Annotated in this window: 16 protein-coding genes and 3 pseudogenes; 13 read left to right on the top strand and 6 right to left on the bottom strand. The window is 73.7% G+C overall.

Going from position 1 to position 17,195, the window contains the following annotated elements; genetic code table 11:
* Positions 1 to 293 (bottom strand): annotated as a pseudogene (locus IF61_RS34890) (hypothetical protein); the annotation flags it as partial.
* Positions 294 to 744: 451 nt separating this feature from the next.
* On the opposite strand from IF61_RS34890, the gene IF61_RS0131410 reads away from it, so the two are divergent.
* The 13 genes and pseudogenes from IF61_RS0131410 (at position 745) to IF61_RS33730 (ending at position 12,621) form a co-directional block, all read left to right on the top strand.
* Entirely contained in the window at positions 745 to 1,161 is a 417-nt protein-coding gene (locus tag IF61_RS0131410) for a hypothetical protein (RefSeq protein WP_030369955.1), read from the top strand.
* Between the two features lie 311 nt (positions 1,162 to 1,472).
* Entirely contained in the window at positions 1,473 to 1,688 is a 216-nt protein-coding gene (locus tag IF61_RS0131405) for a ferredoxin (protein WP_030369954.1), read from the top strand.
* Positions 1,678 to 3,057: an NAD(P)/FAD-dependent oxidoreductase gene (locus IF61_RS0131400; protein ID WP_030369953.1), complete on the top strand. Its 1,380-nt coding sequence runs from the start codon at positions 1,678 to 1,680 to the stop codon at positions 3,055 to 3,057. The genes IF61_RS0131405 and IF61_RS0131400 overlap by 11 nt, the downstream gene beginning before the upstream one ends.
* A gap of 16 nt (positions 3,058 to 3,073) precedes the next feature.
* Complete coding sequence (locus tag IF61_RS0131395) at positions 3,074 to 4,351, top strand: cytochrome P450 (RefSeq protein WP_078660659.1); 1,278 nt, start codon at positions 3,074 to 3,076, stop codon at positions 4,349 to 4,351.
* Positions 4,352 to 4,416: 65 nt separating this feature from the next.
* Positions 4,417 to 4,803 (top strand): PadR family transcriptional regulator, encoded by a 387-nt coding sequence (locus IF61_RS0131390; protein ID WP_052393328.1) that lies wholly within the window; start codon positions 4,417 to 4,419, stop codon positions 4,801 to 4,803.
* Positions 4,800 to 5,378, top strand: coding sequence for a hypothetical protein (locus IF61_RS0131385; protein ID WP_030369950.1), 579 nt, complete (start codon positions 4,800 to 4,802; stop codon positions 5,376 to 5,378). The genes IF61_RS0131390 and IF61_RS0131385 overlap by 4 nt, the downstream gene beginning before the upstream one ends.
* 60 nt (positions 5,379 to 5,438) lie before the next feature.
* Positions 5,439 to 5,606 (top strand): annotated as a pseudogene (locus tag IF61_RS0131380) (helix-turn-helix domain-containing protein); the annotation flags it as partial.
* Between the two features lie 32 nt (positions 5,607 to 5,638).
* Positions 5,639 to 6,228, top strand: a pseudogene (locus tag IF61_RS33015) (YbaK/EbsC family protein).
* A gap of 159 nt (positions 6,229 to 6,387) precedes the next feature.
* Positions 6,388 to 7,797, top strand: coding sequence for a hypothetical protein (locus tag IF61_RS0131370; RefSeq protein ID WP_052393327.1), 1,410 nt, complete (start codon positions 6,388 to 6,390; stop codon positions 7,795 to 7,797).
* A gap of 85 nt (positions 7,798 to 7,882) precedes the next feature.
* The gene (locus IF61_RS0131365; protein WP_030369947.1) at positions 7,883 to 9,148 is read left to right on the top strand and encodes an AAA family ATPase; all 1,266 of its coding nucleotides are present in this window, start codon (positions 7,883 to 7,885) and stop codon (positions 9,146 to 9,148) included.
* On the top strand, positions 9,145 to 10,524 hold the full coding sequence (locus tag IF61_RS0131360; RefSeq protein WP_078660658.1) for a DUF2201 family putative metallopeptidase: 1,380 nt from the start codon (positions 9,145 to 9,147) through the stop codon (positions 10,522 to 10,524). The genes IF61_RS0131365 and IF61_RS0131360 overlap by 4 nt, the downstream gene beginning before the upstream one ends.
* Positions 10,525 to 10,975: 451 nt before the next feature.
* Positions 10,976 to 12,055 carry a NucA/NucB deoxyribonuclease domain-containing protein gene (locus IF61_RS37355; protein WP_245684693.1) on the top strand — a complete coding sequence of 360 codons (1,080 nt, stop codon included), beginning with the start codon at positions 10,976 to 10,978 and terminating at the stop codon, positions 12,053 to 12,055.
* A 26-nt stretch (positions 12,056 to 12,081) separates the two neighbouring features.
* Positions 12,082 to 12,621 carry a hypothetical protein gene (locus IF61_RS33730; protein WP_157848736.1) on the top strand — a complete coding sequence of 180 codons (540 nt, stop codon included), beginning with the start codon at positions 12,082 to 12,084 and terminating at the stop codon, positions 12,619 to 12,621.
* Between the two features lie 11 nt (positions 12,622 to 12,632).
* On the opposite strand, the gene IF61_RS0131345 is transcribed toward IF61_RS33730, so the two are convergent.
* From IF61_RS0131345 to IF61_RS0131325, 5 genes are all read right to left on the bottom strand, one after another.
* A complete protein-coding gene (locus IF61_RS0131345; RefSeq protein ID WP_030369943.1) occupies positions 12,633 to 13,550 on the bottom strand; it encodes an ROK family protein in 918 nt (305 codons plus the stop codon).
* Positions 13,547 to 14,395, bottom strand: a complete 849-nt coding sequence (locus IF61_RS0131340; RefSeq protein WP_052393324.1) for a shikimate dehydrogenase family protein — start codon at positions 14,393 to 14,395, stop codon at positions 13,547 to 13,549. Before IF61_RS0131340 ends, IF61_RS0131345 begins: the two co-directional genes overlap by 4 nt.
* Positions 14,396 to 14,571: 176 nt before the next feature.
* Positions 14,572 to 15,069, bottom strand: a complete 498-nt coding sequence (locus tag IF61_RS0131335) for a MarR family winged helix-turn-helix transcriptional regulator (RefSeq protein WP_030369941.1) — start codon at positions 15,067 to 15,069, stop codon at positions 14,572 to 14,574.
* A 33-nt stretch (positions 15,070 to 15,102) separates the two neighbouring features.
* Positions 15,103 to 16,476 (bottom strand): MFS transporter, encoded by a 1,374-nt coding sequence (locus IF61_RS0131330; protein WP_342668035.1) that lies wholly within the window; start codon positions 16,474 to 16,476, stop codon positions 15,103 to 15,105.
* 191 nt (positions 16,477 to 16,667) lie between these two features.
* Positions 16,668 to 17,195: elongation factor 1-alpha C-terminal domain-related protein (locus IF61_RS0131325; protein WP_030369939.1), on the bottom strand; the 528-nt coding region annotated here is incomplete at its 5' end.

The following is a 17,195-nucleotide window of genomic DNA, read 5'->3' as shown; positions in this document are numbered from 1 at the left end:
GCCGAGGCCCGGGAGCCGGGGCAGCGGGTCCAGGTGCGGGTGGGGCGGGCGCAGGCGGGGCGGGGGCCGGGGGCGCGGGCGGTGCCGGAGCCGGTGGGGCGGGCGCGGGCGGCGCGGGCGCGGGCGCCGGAGGAGCAGATGCGGGAGGAGCGGGAGCAGGCGGCGCGGGCGCCGGAGGAGCAGGGGCGGGCGGCGCGGGCGCCGGCGGGGCAGGAGCCGGCGGAGCGGGAGCGGGAGCTCCGGGACCCGGGGGCGCGGGGGCGGGCGGCGCCGCGTTGCAGCGGTACAGCCACACGTTGACCCTCGCTGTGAGCGCCCGCGCAGTGACGTCCACGCACCCGTCCTTGTCGGTCACTTCCGCCTCCACGGTGCCGCCCAGTGCACTCACCTTGGCGTGCGAAGGCCGGCGTGGCGGCAACCTCGGCAGGCTGTGCAGGACGGCGTTCACGGACGTATTGCCCAACGAGGCACTCGCGCCGCCGTCGTCCGCCGCAGCCCCGCCCGTCACCGTGAGGACGACGGTCGTGGCCAGCATCACTGCGTACCCTGTTCTCCGCCACCCCATCACGCGGAACAGCCTGCACGCCCCCTCCGTGCGGCCGCCTCGCGCTTCCCCGAGATTCCTCCGATAGACGGAAAACCACGCCATCACCTCCTCTCAAGGTTTGCGCGGACACTTCACCGCAACAGAGGCCGGGACGGCCCGCAGCACAGCGGCGGGAGGCGTTGATCTAGCCTCTGTGCATGCGCATCGACGACATCTCCCCCTGGCTCGACGAGCACGGCGCGACCGCGGGGCCGGTGTCGCTCTCAGGCGAGTTCGATGCGTACCTGTGCACGCTTCCGTGGGCGGGATCGGGCATCGACTGGCGGGAGATCCCGCATCGCTCGCTCGCACTGGCCGGCGTCTCGGACGACGAGGCGGTGGAATGGGCCCGGCGGACGCCCATGGCCCTGCACGAACACGTCCTGCTGATCGATTCGGCTTCCGAGCCGGGAGTGGTGTGCCGCTTCGAGGATGCCGTGAGGGACTTCGAGCTGCTGTCCGGCCGCCCGGAGCTGTACATGTGCGGCATTGACCTCGTGGGCGGCGAAGTGCGCCCGGCCTTCGGCCACTTCATCGAGAGACGGTTCTTCATGACCCTCAACGCCCGCGTCTGAGCGCCGGGCCGCCTCTCGGGCCTCCCGCTCCAGGGCTGCCCGGCGACCACCCGTGCCCTCGGGTGGGGACACCGGGTCGCGCCCCGGACACTGTTCGCCGGCCTCGTGCGGAGTGTCTCCCCTGGCCGACCGGCATACGGACCGGCTCCGGTGGGCCGGGGCGGGCGCTGCGCGATGGATCACCGGCCGCCGGCGGCCCGCCCGGCGAGGGACGTCCAGAAGCCCGGCCCCCCGGGTGGAGCAGCACCGCCCGCGCCGCCGCCCGGGAGAGCGTAAGACAGAGATGACGGACGGGCACCGGGAGGAGCGGGATGCAGATCGTGGTCGATCTCAACCGATGTCAGGGCTACGCGCAGTGCGTGTTCCTCGCCCCGCAGGTGTTCGAGCTGCACGGCGAGGAGGCACTGCTGTACGTCCCGGCCGTCCCCGACGGCCAGGACGAGCACGTGCTCCGGGCCTCGGCGGCCTGTCCGGTGCAAGCCATCACGGTCGGGGAGCAGGCGGGCGGCGACGCCGGTGTCGAGTGAGACGCGCGACGGGCGGCGCGACGGGCGGATCGTCATCGTCGGGGCGTCGCTGGCCGGGCTGCGGGCGGCCGAGACGCTCCGTGACGAGGGGTTCGAGGGCGAGCTGACGCTGGTCGGGGACGAGCCGCGGCTCCCCTACGACCGGCCGCCGCTGTCCAAGCAGGTGCTGCTGGGGAAGGCGGGGGCCGAGGACTGCGGGCTGCCGGGCCGGCGCGCGCTCGACGCGCGGTGGAGGCTCGGCGTGAGTGCCACCGGGCTCGACCCCGCCGGGAAGAGCGTGGTGCTCGCCGACGGCGAGCGCCTGCCCTTCGACCGGCTGCTGATCGCCACCGGCACCCGCGCCCGCCCCTGGCCCGTCCCCGGCGAGGCCGCGCTGGAGGGCGTCTTCACGGTCCGTACCAGTGACGACGCGGACCGCCTCGCCACGGCCCTGGACGCCGGTCCGCGCCGGGTGCTGGTCATCGGCGCCGGGTTCACCGGCTCTGAGGTCGCCTCGGCCTGCCGCGAGCGCGGCCTGGAGGTGACGGTCGCCGAGCGCGGGCGGGCGCCGCTGATCGGCGCGCTGGGCGGCACGGTCGGCGACTGGGCCACCAAGCTGCAGCGGGCGCACGGGGTCGACCTGCGCTGCGGGGTCACCGTCACCGCGCTGAAGGGCTCCGGCGGCCGGCTCACGGGGGCCGAGTTCTCCGACGGGAGCCGGCTCGAGGCCGATGTCGCCGTGGTCTGCCTGGGCGCGGTCCGCAACACCGAGTGGCTGGCCGACTCGGGCCTCGCGGCCGGGCCACGGGGCGTGGCCTGCGACGCGGGCTGCCGGGTGTTCACCATGTACGGGATCGTGACGGACGACGTCTTCGTCGCCGGTGACGTGGCCCGTTTCCCGCACCCGCTCTTCGAGTACCAGCTGATCGCCCTGGAGCACTGGGGCAACGCCGTCGCCCAGGCCGAGGTCGCCGCCCACAACATGGTCTCCCCCGGCCCGCTCCGGCGGCCCCACCTGGCCGTGCCGTCGTTCTGGTCCAGCCAGTTCGGCCTCAGCGTCAAGTCGGTGGGCGTGCCCACGTTCTCCGACCAGGTGGTGATCGCCCAGGGCTCGCCGGAGGACCGGCGTCTGGTCGCGGTCTACGGCTACCGCGGGCGCATCACCGCCGCGGTAACCGTCAACCGGGCCAAATGGCTGGAGCACTACCAGCGCCTGATCGAGACCGCCGCCCCCTTCCCGCCCGGCCCCGGCGCCGCCGACCGCCTCGCGGACCTGGAGCCCGTCCCCTCCGACGTCCCCGACCCGCGGGTCCTCACCCACGGCCCGACCGTCGCCCTCACCGGCCACCTTCCGGACCGCCGCCTGACACTGATCCGGCCCGGCGGCTGACCCAGGAGCCCGCCCCATGCCATCGCCCTCACTCTCCTCCTCGCCCTCGCCCTCGCCCTCACCCTCGTCCTCGCCCTCCTCCTCCGAAACCCTCTTCCGCCGGATCACCGACTACGCCCACCGCGCCGACCCCTACCCCCTGTACGCCGAGCTCCGCGAGCACAAGGTCGCGCGGCAGGAGGACGGGAAGTACCTGGTGGGCACCTACGACGAGATCGCCGCGCTGCTCCACGACCCGCGCGTCAGCTCGGACGTGCGCAACCGCACCGAGCCCGACCCGGCCCTCCTGCCGCCGGAGGGCCTGCCGCCCGCCTTCATCGGCCGGGACGACCCCGAGCACGACCGCCTCAGGCGCCTGGCCATGCGGCCGTTCGGCCCGCCCCACTCCCCCGGCCGCGTGGACGCGCTGCGCGGCGACATCACCCGCATCGCCGAGCAGCTCGCGGACGGGCTCCGGGACAAGGAACGCTTCGACCTCGTCGACGACTTCGCCTTCCCTCTGCCCGTCACCGTCATCTGCGACCTGCTGGGCGTACCGTCCGGGGACATCCCCCAGGTCCACACCTGGGCCGACACGGTCGTCACCGGACTGGACTTCACCCCCGGGGAGGACCCCGGGCCGCGGCGGCGCGCCGCCCAGGAGGCCCGGGCCGCGATGGGCCTGTACCTCGGCGAGCTCGCCGAGAAGCGGCGTCGTCAGCCCACCGGCGACATGCTCTCCGCCCTGGCCAACGACGGCGGTCCGGACGGACAGCTCACGCAGGAAGAGCTGATGGTCTCCACCGTCCTGCTCCTGATCGCCGGGCACGAGACCACCGTCAACCTCATCACCAACGGCATGCTCACTCTCCTCCGCAACCCCGAGGCGCTGGAACGGCTGCGCGCCGAGCCCGAGTTGATGCCGAGGGCCGTGGAGGAGCTGCTGCGCTACGAGCCGCCCGTGCAGTTCCTGCCGCAGCGCACCCCGCTGGCCGACATCGAGGTGGCCGGAGTGACCATTCCCGAGGGCGTGCCGCTGGTCCTCGTCCTCGCTTCGGGCAACCGCGACCCGCTGCGCTTCCCCGACCCCGACCGCTTCGACCCCGACCGCAAGGACAACCAGCACTTCGGCTTCGGCAGCGGCATCCACAACTGCTTCGGCGCGCCCCTCGCCCGCCTGGAGACGCAGATCGCCCTCACCACGCTGATCAGCCGTCTCGACGGCTCCCGGCTGCTGGAGGATCCGCCGGAGTACCGCAACAGCCCTGTCCTGCGCGGCCCCCGCCACCTGCCTCTCGCGCAGGCGCAGCGCTGACCGCCCGGCAGCACCGGTCCTCATTACCTTGCGGTGCAAGATACTCCTGAACTATCTTGCACCGCATGGGAAAGGAACCCACGGGGCCGAGAGAGCAGCGGCACAGCCAACTCCTGCGCGGAGTGCTCGACCTGTGCCTGCTGGCGCTCATCGCCGAGCGTCCGCGCTTCGGCTACGAGATCGTCGAGGCCCTCGGCGAGAGCGGCCTGGAGCTGGTCAGCGAAGGCAGCATCTATCCACTGCTGGCCCGTATGGAACGAAACGGCCTGGCCGACACCTACCGGGCACCGTCGCCGTCGGGCGGCGCACCGCGGAAGTACTACCGGCCGACGGAAGCCGGACTGGCCGAGCTGGAAGCCGGACGCACGGCCTGGCTGGTCTTCAGAGGGGCCGTCGACCAGGCGCTTTCGGCCGGAACACCGAAGGAAGACACACCGGAGGAAGGCAGATGACGCCCGATCAGATCCTCGACCGCTGCCGTACCGAGTGGATGTTCCACGACATACCCCGGGACGCCGTCGACGACATGCTCACCGAACTCCAGGAACACCTGGAGGACTCGGCAAGGGCCGGCAAGAGCGCGGCAGTCGTGGTGGGGGACGACGTGACCGCCTTCGCGAGCACCTGGGCCGCGGAGCACCCGGCCCGCCCGCCGCGGAACACGCCTGTGCTCCTCGCCCGGCACGCCTACGCGGGAACCGTGGCGCTGCTGCTGGGGAGCCACCTCGTCGGCTGGACCGCCGAGGCCGGGCTGGTCCCCGGCTCGGTCGCGGCGGTCTGCCTCTTCAGCGCGCTGATGACGTTCACGCCGTACTGGCGGGCCGTGCTGCACTGGCCGCTGTGGCGGTGGATGCTGCTGTCCTGCGCCCTGTCGGCCGTACTCCTGGCGCTCTTCCTGATCGGAAGGGAACCGGTGCTGCTCCGCGTGCCGCTGTGGGCTACGGGCCTGTTCCTGCTTCCCGGCCTCGCGTCGTACGCCGTCGCGTGGTGGCGCGGCAAGCGCCGGGAACAGGCGGCCTCCGCGTAGCGCAGGCGGCCGGGCAGCGGCCTGCTCCACGGGCGCGGCGGCTTGTTCCACGGCGCTGCCGTCAGCAAGTCCACCGCGACCCACCACTTTCACGTGCTGCGCGAGGCCGGCCTCATACGCCAGCACTACGTCGGCACGTCCCGCATGAACGCACCGCGCCGCGAGGAGTCCGACGAAGCCTTCCCCGGCCTGCTGAGCACGCTGCCGGCACAGCGCGATCCGCGGTGAACCGCGCGGGCACGGCTTACCATGACCTCGTGATCCGCTCTTCGCCGACCGTTCCCTTCGGACGCTTCGACGCGTCATGGCCCGCCGCGAGCCGGCCCGACCTCCTCGCGGAGCCCGTGGTCACGGCGCTCGGGCAGTGGGGTGACGCCGCGCTCGCCGAGTCCGTGCTGGTCGTCGACACCGACCCCGAGGTGGCCGACACGGCGGCCTTCAGCGCGGCGTACGACGTCCCCCTGGACGTCTCGGCGAACTGTGTCGTGTGGACGTCTCGGCGAACTGTGTCGTGATCGCCGCCAAACGCGGCGGGGCGGTGACGCACGCGGCGTGCGTCGCCCTCGCGTCCACACGCGTCGACGTCAACTCGGCGGTGCGCAAGCACCTCGGCGCCCGTAAGGCCTCGTTCGCCCCCATGGACACGGCCGTGGCGGAGACCGGCATGGAGTACGGCGGGATCACCCCCGTCGGCCTGCCGGAGGGCTGGCCCCTGCTCGTCGACGAGGCCGTCGCCGCCGCTCCGTACGTCCTCATCGGCAGCGGCAAGCGCCGGAGCAAGCTGATCCTCCCCGGTGCGCTCCTGGCCCGGTTGGCGAACGCCGAGGTCGTCGCCGGCCTGGCCTGCTGAGAACGACCGGCCGGCCGGTCCGCGGTCATGCCGGACGGCGGCGGGTGCGCACCCCGCGGAAATGCCTGGCGGGTTCGCGACGGGGCACGTTACGATCGCCGCGATGATGACTTCCTCTCGTGACAGATTGGGGGCCCCGTCCGCGCAAGGTGAGTGCTGATGCTCACTCAGACCGCGACAGGGGATTCCCGCCTTTCCTTCTGGCTGCGCGTGCGCGAGTTCGCCGTGCCGCCCTCCATGATCGAGTCTGCGACCGCCCGCCGCCGTGCCGGGGACTGGGCAGGGGCATGCGCCGCCGCAGGCATCGACGCCGACCTCAACCTCCGTTCCGTGGCGCGCCGTCACGGCCGGGAACTCGCGGCCCGGATCCGGGCCGACCTCCGCCATCTCGCGCCTGACCTGCTGCGCTGGCACATGCCGAGGATCGCTCCCGACGGGCTGCTGCGGCCGGGGCTGACCATCGCTCTGGCCCGGTACGACACCCCGGGGCGGGACGCCGCGTGTCCGCCGCACCTGGTGGTCCGGACACCGCCTGCCTGGGCGGACGCCGGCCAGCGGATCAGCCTCGCGCTGTGGGACGGGGCGCACACCGGGCCCGGTGCCCGCCATCACCCGCACCCCCGCCCCGACCGGCGCTTCCGCCTCGACCTGCACCGTCATCTGTGGGATGCGCGCAGGGCGGATGAGCTGCGGGTACGGTCCGGGGCCGACCGGCAGCCGGAGGCCGGCGACTCCGTCTCGTCCGGCCTGGAGCTGCCGGGGGCTCTGCCGCAGGGGTATCGCTGTGCCGTCGACCGGTGGGCGGCCGAGGCGGGGATCCTGCTCCGCTCCGAGGGCCGGTCCACCGGTGCCGTGACCGTACGGCTCGGGGCCCGCCGCAGGCTGGTCCTGGGCGTGGACGGGGACGGCGCCGCGCCGCCCGGACTGCGCGTCGCGGAGGTGGACAAGGCCGGCGACGCCTCCACACTGCCCGTCCTGCCCGACGCGGCGACCTGGGTGCTGCCCGACCTGGAGCTGATCCGCACCGGTGCGATCGAGGCCGGCCGGCTGCATCCGCTGGTCGCCTCCGCACTGGTGCCGGACCATTCGCCGGCCGGCCCGTCCCGGCCCCCGGACGGGCCGGGACAGCCGCGCCTCGTGGAGTGCCGGGGAGCCCGGCACCGGATCGGTCTGGTCGACGGGTTACTGGTCCCGCTGGACCACGACCCGGCCGAGATCCGGCGGGAGGAACTGCTGGTCGCACTGACCGGCACGCCGCTTCCGTGCCTGCGGGCGATCGACGAGGCGCACCGCCGCCCGCACTGCCTCACCGGCGTGCGCGAACGCCTGGACCACGGAGACACGGCCGGTGCCCTGGCCGTCGTCGAGGGCCTGCTGGGTCCCGACGCGCTGCTGCGTGCCGGCGCGCTGCGGGACGAACTGGAGTCGGCCGCGCTCCGGCGGATCACGTACGGGCTGTACAGGGCGGGGCTGATCGACCCCGGCCCCAAGTCCGGCCACGCCACCCGCTCCGAAGACCGTCGTCGCCGCCGCGGCGCTCGTGACGGGCTCTCAAAGACCTTCTACTGACTCGACGTCACCGACCCGGGGGCCTCTGCTCCCTGCCCCTCTTCAACGCTCAGTCGGCTCACCACGAAACCACAGGTGATCAAACATGCCCGCTTCCACCCTGCTTGCCGCCGGCGGCGCCCCCGCCGCCCCGGCCCGCGCCTCCCGGCTCGATGTCGCCGGCGAACTACTGGCCCTGCTCCGCGACACGACCACCGAGCCGCGCCACGACGACCAGTTGGAGGCCCTGACCCTGGCCGTCGCCGCTGACCTGCCCGTCCTCCTGTGGGGAGAGCCGGGCATCGGCAAGACCGCCGCCCTGACCCGGCTCGCCGAGTCCCTGGGCCTGCCACTGACCACGGTGATCGCCAGCGTGCACGAACCGTCCGACTTCTCGGGCCTGCCGGTCGTCGGGAACGATCCCGCCGAGCAGGGCGTCCCGATGGCCCCGCCGGACTGGGCGGTGCGCCTGGTGCGGGCCGGCCGGGGCCTGCTGTTCCTCGACGAGCTGTCCACCGCGCCGCCGGCCGTCCAGGCCGCCCTGCTCCGGCTCGTGCTCGAACGGCGGATCGGCGCCCTGCGCCTGCCGCCCGGGGTCCGGATCGTGGCCGCCGCCAATCCGCGGTCCTCGGCCGCCGACGGCTGGGAGCTGAGCCCGCCGCTCGCCAACCGGTTCGTCCACCTGCAGTGGACCCACGACCACGAGGTCGTCGTCCGCGGCCTCGGCGGGACCTGGCCCCGGGCGACACTGCCGCGGCTCGACCGGGAGAAGCTGCCGGAGGCCGTGGATCTGGCCCGCCGCGCGGTGTGCGGGCTCCTCGCCGCCCGGCCCAAGCTCGTGCACCAGCTGCCGGGCAGCGAGACGCGCCGGGGCGGCGCCTGGCCGTCGCCCCGCAGTTGGGAGTCGGCCCTGACCCTGATCGCCTTCGCGACAGCTGCCGGCTCCTCCCGGGAAGTGCTGTCCCTTCTGGTCAGGGGCACCGTCGGGGACGGTCCAGGGCTGGAGCTGCTGGCGGCCCTGGACCGGATGGACCTGCCGGACCCCGAGACCCTGCTCGCCGACCCTGCGGGTGCCGTCCTGCCCGAGCGGGGGGACCTGCGCCAGGCCGTGCTCGACGGCGTGGTGGAGGCGGTCCGCGGCCGCCCGGAGAAAGCTCGCTGGGACGCGGCGTGGGAGCTGCTGGCCCGGGCGACGGCGACCGGGGCCCCGGACCTGGTGGTCGTCCCCGCGACCACCCTTGCCTCGCTGCGCCGCGAGGACTGGGACGTCCCGGCCACGATCGAGGGCCTCGCGGGGGCGGTGGCGCTGTCCCGGCGCGCGGACCGCGCGGCGGACCGGTCGGCGGCGGCCGCGAAGGCGGGGCGGCGATGACACGGGACGCGCACGGGGTCCAAGGGGCGTCGGGAACGACGGGAACGGCAGGGACGGTGAGCGGCGCGGACGCATCCGGGGCCCGGGCCGTACCGGTTGCACCGGACGCGCCCGAGACGCCGGACGCACCAGAGGCACCGGACGCAGCTCGGGCGCTGGACGCCGAGAAGCTCTTCGCCGCCCGGTTGTACGCCGCCCGGGTCCGGCCCTACCTGGCGACGGCCCTGTTCGCCCTGCACCCGGTCGCGTCGCGGCGGGTGCCGACGATGGCCGTGGACCGGTACTGGCGGTGCTACGTCTCGCCGGCGTTCGTGGACCGGACGCCGGTGGAGGAGCTGGCAGGGGTGTGGGTGCACGAGGTGTCGCACCTGCTGCGCGACCACCACGGGCGCAGTGACCGCGTCGCGCGGGAGCGCGGGCTGACCGGCCCCGGGGAGCGGCTGCGGATGAACATCGCCGCGGACTTCGAGATCAACGACGACGCGTTCGGCGACGGGCTGGTCCGGCCCGAAGGCGCCGTCGACCCGGCGTCGTTGGGGCTGCCCGAAGGGGAGCTCATGGAGGACTACCTGCGTCAGTTCCGGCTCGGCCCTCGCTTGGCGGACGCGGCGTGGCTGGACTGCGGCAGCGGTGCCGACGGGGTGGAGCGGGAGTGGGAGCTGGGGCCGGACGGCGCGAACGGTCTCAGCGAGCAGGAGCGGGACGCGGTCCGGTTCCGGGTGGCGCAGGGCATCACCGGCCGTCCGGGTAACGCTCCGGCGGGGTGGCGTCGGTGGGCGGAGGAGGCGTTCCATCCGCCGCAGCCGTGGCGGCAGTTGCTGGGATCGGCGGTCCGCTCGGCGGTCTCCGGCTCCGGCGCGGGCGAGGACTACACCTACGGCCGGCCGTCGCGGCGCTCCGCCGGGGTGCCGGGCGTGGTGCTGCCGAGCCTGCGGCGCAGGCCGCCCCGGGTCACCGTGGTCATCGACACGTCCCGCTCGGTCAGCGACGCCGAACTGGGCAGTGCGCTCCTGGAAGTGACCGCGATCTCCCGTGCGGTGGGCGGACGCCGTGACCTGGTCACCGTGGTGCCGTGCGACGCGGCGGCGCGGATCGCGCACCCGCTGTGCCGGGCCGAGGGGATCCCGCTTGTGGGCGGCGGGGGCACGGATCTGCGCACGGGCTTCGCGAGGGCGCTGGCGGTGCGGCCCGGACCCGATGTCGTCGTGGTCCTGACGGACGGGCAGACGCCGTGGCCGGGCACGCGGCCGCCGTGCCGGACGGTGGTGGGCCTGTTCCCCCGGCAGCGGGCGGGCTCGTCCTGGAACGAGGACGATCCCGACTACGAGCCGGACGCGCCGCCGGCGTGGGCGACGGTGGTCGGCATCGGCGCCTAGCTCACACCGGACCTCCCTCACATCGGCACCTGGCTCACATCAGCACCTGGCTCGCGGCGCCACCGACGGCACTGGAGGCACGCCTCGCTCGCCTCGGCGGCAAGCCTCGCCTACGTCGAGATTCAGCCAATACGCAGAGAGGTTGCGTAATCCTCCAGGGGGCGCGCCGGGCTCGCCGCCGCTCGCCGCGTCCCCGCCGATCACGCCTCTCACCTCAACGGCCTGCAGAAACAATTCACGCCACCCAAACCTCAAATCTCGCTGGTTTCCCTCCACTTGGGGCCGCATCGAGCCCGTACGACCGCTCCGGCCAGTGAACTTTCCTGTTTTCGCGGTACCCCCACGAGCCCCGTCGTGAGCCGGGTGCACCGCGGGTAGCATGCACCGCCTGTTGTCGTGCACACGATCGTGCGGCCGGTTTTCGGCCGCACGCAGACTCAAGGGGGAACTCTTGGCAGCACGCAAAACACTGCTGGCAGCCGCGGCCGTGGGGGCGCTGGCGCTCGGCGTCACCACACCTGCCGCCGCCCAGGGGCAGGAGAAGCAGCAGCAGACGAGGATCGAGATCCGGGAGGCACTGCCCTCGGAGATACCCCAGGACGCCGCGCTGAGCGCCCAGGCGGCAGGGTGCCGGGTCGGGGAGCAGGTCTCCGACCGCTTCTCCTCCTGCGCCGAGAAGTACCTGATCGTCTCGATCGTGGAGATCCCGAGCGGGAAGGTCATCGGTACGGCCCTGTTCGACGCGCAGAACAAGACGAGGCTCAACTACAAGTCCGCCACCTGGGAGCAGGAGGCGGTGCTGAAGATGGTCAGGTCCTTCGGCGTCGCCAAGTTCGGCACCATGGCCAGCGCCGAGGTGGACTGCAAGGCGTCCCAGGGCAACGGCTGCACCTCCGCGCCCGGCATCGTCGGGCCCAAGGTCTTCTGGGGCCTGTGGGGCACCTCGACCAACACGTACACGTTCAAGGTGAACTCCCCGGGCGACGGCATCGTGGGGCACGCGCCGCAGACGAAGGTGACGGTCAGCCACCCGTCCAGCCCCGAGAAGGCCCACTTCACCCTCGGCAACATCGCTCCGGTCCGCTGCGACAGCGCGAAGAACATCGGCAACATCGGCCGCGGCTGCGTGCACCCGCTGGTGAAGCCCGTCTACCGGCTGAGCAAGGGCGACAAGGCCGTCAAGGGCGTCGCCGAGCACATCGAGGACGCCCAGCAGCACAAGCTGAAGAAGCCCTGGGGCGCCGTGAACAAGGGGTACCCGCTGCACAGGCTGCCCAACGGCGACCTGTCCAGGGCGAACCGGGACACGGCGTGCACGACGGCCGTCAAGAACAGCTACAAGCCCAAGAGCTGCGACGAGTACCCGTTCGCGGGCAGCTACGAGGGGGCGGCGCTCAATCCGGACTACTCCACCGCTCCGGTGCCGCTGAGCGAGAACCGCACCGAGGGCGGGTTCAAGTACCGCGGCCGGTTCATCATGCAGAACCGGGTCCTGGACTACGATGAGTTCTGGGTGGAGATCACCAAGTAGCCGCAGTCCAGAGGATGGAGCGGGTCGTGCCGGACCTGATCGGGGCCGCCACGGCCCGCTTGCCCGTCCCCGAGGGCCAGTACGCGATCCTGAGCCCCGGGGCGGAAGACGCGCAAGACAGCATTCCCGATACCGGCGAGGTGGCCGCCACCGGCCTGTTCGCCGCGGGAACCGACGGTGCGCTGGTCATCACGGGTACGGACCAGGGGGACATCGGCATCCGCGTGGAGCTGTGGAGCGGTGCCCCCGCCGCCGACGACACCGCGTGGGAGGACGTCGTCGAGGACAGCTACACCGCGACCGGGACCGCACACGTGCAGAACGTGGAGGGCCGGCCGGCCGGGCTGCCCGACCTCGCCTGGTCCGGGCCCGGCACGTACCGGATACGGGTGAGCGTGCGCGGCCGGGACCTGGGCGCGGACGACGACGGCACGGACGCGGGCCGTCCGGCGCCGGTGGAGCAGCACCTGATCCAGGTCTGGCCCGCGCCGGCGGCCCCGCCGCACGCGCTCAAACTCAGCGACGAGCTGGGAGAAAGCTGGCGCCGCGAGGCCGCCGAAGGCTAGTCGTCCAGAGGTCACCCGCAGCGCGTGGACGGTGCCGCTCCGCGGGCCAGGAGCAGCGCGCCGTCCAGGGACGACAGTGCGCCGAGTGCGGCGGGCCGGAGGAGGATGTCCGGGCCCTCCGGCCGTTCGAGCTGCCGCACCTTGTGGGTGACTTCCTCCACGTAGCCCGGGAGTCCCGCGGCGAAGCCGCCGCCGACCGTCACGAGCCGGGGGCGCACTAGTTCGCACAGGCTCACGACGGCGGCGGCGAGGGCGGCGGATCCCTCCCCCACCGTCTCCAGGGCCCACAGCTCCCCGTCCCGCCAGGCCTCCCGCAGCTCGGCGAAGCCGACGTCGCGGCCGAGCCGCCGGGCGGCGCGCCGGAGGACCGCCCGCCCCGAGGCGACGGACTGCACGCAGCCGTGCCGCCCGCAGTCGCAGCGCTCCCCCGCCCTGTCGACGATCACGTGCCCGACCTCGCAGGAGCCCCGCGCCGTGCCGGGGCACAGGGCGCCGCCGAGTACGATGCCTCCGCCGACGCCCGTTCCGACGCCGAGGTGGACGAGGTCCGGGCAGCCCGCCGCTCCGGCCTCGGCCAGCGCCGCGAGGTCGCCGTCGTCCGCGAGGCGCACCTCGGCCCCCGGCCACAGGCCCGTCAGTTCCCGTACGAGGTCCAGGCCCCGCCAGGCCGGCCGGTTCGGCCAGCCCCGCACGCGGCCGGAGGCGTCCAGGGTCGCGGGCACGGCGACGCCCACCGCGGTCACCGGATCGCCCGACGGTGCCCGGCGCAGAGCCGCCACGGCGGCGGCGAGAGCGGCCAGGTCGGCGGCCGCGCCGCCGCCGGCGGGCCAAGGGAACACGCTGTGAACCGGCTCGGCTCCGGCATTGGAGGCGGGCTCCAGCCGGAGCGCCACCTTGGTGCCCCCGAGGTCGACGCCCAGGACGCTCATGCCGGGCCCGTGGCGGCGCCGGGGTCACCGAGCCGGAAGAACTCGCGGTAGAGGGGGAGCTGTTCCGTCAGCATCGGCTCCCCGTAGTGCACGGGGAGGCCCGACTCCTCGGCGGCGCGGAGCAGCGCCGTGCGGCGCGGCTTCATGATGATGTCGGCCACGAGGGTGCCGTGCGCGAGGCCTGCCGGGTCGAAGGGAAGCGGGTCGTCCGGGCGCAGCCCCATCGGGGTGGCGTTGACCGCGATGTCGGCGGCGACCAGGCCCTTCGTGGCGGCCATCCGGCCGGGCCACCGTGCGGCGAGCCGGCCGGCGAGGGCATCGGCGCGGGCCGCGTCCCGGTCCCAGACGGCGACGTCGGCGCCGGCCCCGAGCAGCGCCACGGCGATGGCACTGCCCGCGCCGCCCGCTCCCGCCTGGGCGACGCGCGCCCCGCGCGGGTCGTACCCCGCCGCGCGCAGCCCCCGGACGAAGCCCTCGCCGTCGAAGTTCTCCGCGAGCCAGCGCCCTTCGGTGTCCGGGCGCATCGCGTTGGTGGAGCCGCTGAGCGCGGCGGCGGGGCTGACGTCGTCGGCGAACCGCAGACAGGCCGCCTTGTGCGGGACGGTGATCAGCAGTCCGTCCAGGTTCCTGGTCCGCCGCAACCCCCGGAGGGCGTCGGCGAGGCCCTCCGGGCGGACGTGGAGCGGGACGAGGACGGCGTCGGTGCCGAGCCGCCGGAAGAGGGGATTGAGGAGCCCGGGGGCCCTTACCTGTGCCACGGGGTCCCCGATGACCGCGAACAGCCGTGTCGCCCCGGAGATCTCCGGACCTGTTCCGGGGGCGGGCCCCGGTGCGGAGTCGCTCATGCCGATCGCTCTCCCTCCCCGGCCGGTGGGGCACCGGCCGGTCCGGTGGCTCTCCTCGGGGCCGGTGGCTACCCGGCTTCGGAGTCTCCTGACGCCGGCCCCTCCTGACGCCGTCCCTGAGTCTCCCGGCCGCCGCCGGTGGCTCCTGACGCCGCGCTCCCCCGGCCGGTCCTTCCTCAGCGCAGCCAGGGCACGTCGGCCCCCTCTCGGTCCAGTCCTTTCTCGATGGCCCGGCAGATGCTGCTCAGCTGGTCGGCCTGCTCCGGGGACAGGCTGTCGAAGACCGCTCTGCGTACGGCGGCGACATGGCCGGGAGCCGCACGCGCGACCATCTCGCGGCCGTTGTCCGTCAGGACGGCCTCCTGCCCCCGCCGGTCGCCCGGGCAGGCCTCGCGACGCGCCCAGCCGGACTTCTCCAGGCGGGAGACGGCGTGCGACAGCCGCGGCCGGGTGATCTTGGCGCGGCGTGCCAGCTCGCTCATGCGCATCCGCCGGTGCGGAGCCTCGGAGAGCAGCGCGAGCAGCCCGTAATAGAGGTGGGGAACGCCCGCCTGCCGCTGGAAGCAGCGGTCCAGGTAGTCCTCCACCAGCCGGGTGGCGTACACGAAGTTCCGCCAGGTGTGCTGCTGCTCGTCGGTGAGCGGGCACGGCACGGCCGGCGCGTCAGAGCCCACGGGGCCTCCCGGTGACGGTGCGGCGTTCACGGATCACCCGGAGGTCTGCCGGGACTTGGGCAGGAACACGATGGCGAGCATGCTCACCACGATGATGACCCCGGACACGAGGAACGCCCGCCCGTAGCCCGCGGCCAGCGCCTCCAGGTCACCACCCCCCGCACCGGCCGTGCGGCTCGCCGCGACCGAGGCGAGGACGGACAGGCCCAGTGCGCCGCCCATGGTGCGCGAGGTGTTGGCGAGCCCGGCCACGAGCCCCGATTCGGACGGGCCGACCCCGGAGGTGGCGAAGACCGCCAGCAGCGTCATCATCAGGCCCGCGCCGAAGGAGAACGCGATGCCGGGCCCCAGCAGCGTGCCCAGGAACGTGCCGCCGGCCCCCATGGCCGCCTGCCAGAAGAACCCCGCCGCCGTCAGCAGGCCGGCGAGCGCGAGCAGGACGCGCCCCTCGACCAGGCGCATGATCCGGGGCGCGAGCTGCGCGGAGAGGATGATGGAGGCCGTGTGCGGCAGCAGGGCGAGGCCGGTCTCGACGGCCGAGTAGCCCAGGACGTTCTGCATGTAGAGCGAGAGGAAGTACCACATCGCGTAGAAGGCCATGCCGCTGATCACGGTGATGACGTTGGCCACGGACACCGACCGCACGCGGAAGATACCGAGGGGCGTCAGCGGCTCGCGGGCCCGGCGCTCCACGGCGACGAAGGCCGCGAGCGCGGCGACGCCGGCGAGCAGGGGCACGAGCGACCGCGCCGAACTCCAGCCGTGCGCCTCGCTCTGCGAGATGCCGAAGGCCAGGCTTCCCACGCCCAGCGTCGCCAGCACCGCCCCGGGCAGGTCCAGCCGGCGCGCTGCCGCCTCACCGCTCCTGTTCTCCGCCAGCCACACCGCCGACGCCACGATGACGACGAGGCCCAGCGGGACGTTGATGAGCAGGACCCAGCGCCAGGACAGGTAGTCGGTGAGCAGGCCGCCGATGAGACCGCCGGCCGCGCCGCCTCCCGTGCCCACCGCCGTCCACGCGGCGACGGCCTTGACCCTGCCGCTCCCCTCGGGGAACGTCGTCGTGAGGATCGTCAGCGTGGCGGGCGACAGCACGGCCGCCCCGATGCCCTGCAGGGCCCGGGCCACAATGAGCATCCACGGTGACTGGGCGACACCGCCCAGCAGGCTCGCCGCCGTGAACACCCCGAGCCCGAGGAGGAACACCTTCTTGCGGCCGAAGAGATCGGACGTCCGGCCGCCCAGCAGCAGGAACCCGGCGAAGGTGATGACGTAGGCGTTGACCACCCATTGCAGGCTTCCTTCACCGATGCCGAGGCCCGAACGGATGGACGGCAGAGCGACGTTGATCACCGACACGTCGAGGATGACGACGAACTGCCCTACGCAGGCCGCCAGTACGGCCACCCATGCCGGTCCCGCTCCGCGTCGCCCGGTCCGGGGGGTGTCCAGCCCGGAAGTTAAGTGTGACATGGCACGCCATCCTCCTCAGTGTGCGCCTGCTGATCAATCGGACCACCGGCCCGGTAAGCGTCATCCTTCAGAACTAGGCCTTCCGCAAAGGACGTTCGGCGCTACGGGATTCGGCGCCGCGGGGTTCAGCGAGAGTCCATTACCCCGCCCGCCAGGGTCGTGCCGTCGCCGGGGTCGATGAGGAGGAAGGAGCCGGTGCGGCGAGAGGCGGCGTACGGGTCCAGGGCGAGGGGTTCGGCTGCGCGGAGGGTGATGCGGCCGATGTCGTTGGGGTCGAGGCGGCCGGGGGCGGGGTGCTGGGAGAGGTCGTCGAGGGCGAGGCGGGAGGGGATGTCCTTGACGAGGGCCTGGACAGTGCGGGTGGTGTGTTTGAGCAGGACACGGGCGCCGGGGAGGAGAGGCCGGTCGGTGAGGTGACAGACGGTGGCGTGGATGTCCTGGGTGACGGGTGGTGCGGTGGCGGTGGGCGTGATGAGGTCGCCGCGTGAGATGTCGAGGTCGTCGGCGAGGCGGAGGGTGACCGACTGGGGCGCCCAGGCGATGTCAACGCCGTGGCCGAGGGCGTCGATGCCGTCGATCGTGCTCGTCCGCCCCGAGGGGAGGACCGTTACCCGCTCGCCGACGCGCAGGACGCCGGCGGCCAGCTGGCCGGC

Origin of the sequence: Streptomyces roseoverticillatus, from assembly GCF_000719265.1 — a bacterium.
Classification (GTDB): Bacteria; Actinomycetota; Actinomycetes; order Streptomycetales; family Streptomycetaceae; genus Streptomyces; species Streptomyces roseoverticillatus.
This window is presented reverse-complemented; position numbering and strand designations above follow the sequence as displayed.

Coding starts and splice junctions, on each gene's coding strand:
- IF61_RS0131390 (WP_052393328.1), top strand. CDS start 4,417: ATGGGAAAGGAACCCACGGGGCCGAGAGAGCAGCGGCACAGCCAACTC.
- IF61_RS0131365 (WP_030369947.1), top strand. CDS start 7,883: ATGCCCGCTTCCACCCTGCTTGCCGCCGGCGGCGCCCCCGCCGCCCCG.
- IF61_RS0131405 (WP_030369954.1), top strand. CDS start 1,473: ATGCAGATCGTGGTCGATCTCAACCGATGTCAGGGCTACGCGCAGTGC.
- IF61_RS0131360 (WP_078660658.1), top strand. CDS start 9,145: ATGACACGGGACGCGCACGGGGTCCAAGGGGCGTCGGGAACGACGGGA.
- IF61_RS0131385 (WP_030369950.1), top strand. CDS start 4,800: ATGACGCCCGATCAGATCCTCGACCGCTGCCGTACCGAGTGGATGTTC.
- IF61_RS0131395 (WP_078660659.1), top strand. CDS start 3,074: ATGCCATCGCCCTCACTCTCCTCCTCGCCCTCGCCCTCGCCCTCACCC.
- IF61_RS0131410 (WP_030369955.1), top strand. CDS start 745: ATGCGCATCGACGACATCTCCCCCTGGCTCGACGAGCACGGCGCGACC.
- IF61_RS0131370 (WP_052393327.1), top strand. CDS start 6,388: ATGCTCACTCAGACCGCGACAGGGGATTCCCGCCTTTCCTTCTGGCTG.
- IF61_RS0131345 (WP_030369943.1), bottom strand. CDS start 13,550: ATGAGCGTCCTGGGCGTCGACCTCGGGGGCACCAAGGTGGCGCTCCGG.
- IF61_RS0131340 (WP_052393324.1), bottom strand. CDS start 14,395: ATGAGCGACTCCGCACCGGGGCCCGCCCCCGGAACAGGTCCGGAGATC.